Genomic DNA, 241 nt, shown 5'->3' with positions numbered 1-241 from the left:
TGGACTTTTTTACCTCTACCTTGAAAGTCCTCCGTCGTCTTTTTCAAACTCGACTTGATTGCCTGCAATTCCTTTTCTCTCAAGTCCTGTTGTTCTTTCATCTCTGATATATATTTTATTCCTAGCTTGTTTTGTTTCTTCAGTTCTTGCAATTCTTCGTTTTCTAAGGTCTTCTGAATTTTCTGCGACTGCGTCCCAGTCAACTTCGAACGTGTCTGCATATTCATCGTATTCTCGTTCT

Annotated in this window: 1 pseudogene; it reads right to left on the bottom strand. The window is 39.0% G+C overall.

What is annotated here, in order from left to right:
• Positions 1-241 (bottom strand): annotated as a pseudogene (locus tag SH09_RS13950) (DUF334 domain-containing protein); the annotation flags it as partial.

The organism is Staphylococcus gallinarum (assembly GCF_000875895.1).
GTDB lineage: Bacteria > Bacillota > Bacilli > Staphylococcales > Staphylococcaceae > Staphylococcus > Staphylococcus gallinarum.
The sequence above is the reverse complement of the archived record's forward strand: the minus strand, read 5'-3'. Positions and strand labels throughout refer to the sequence as shown.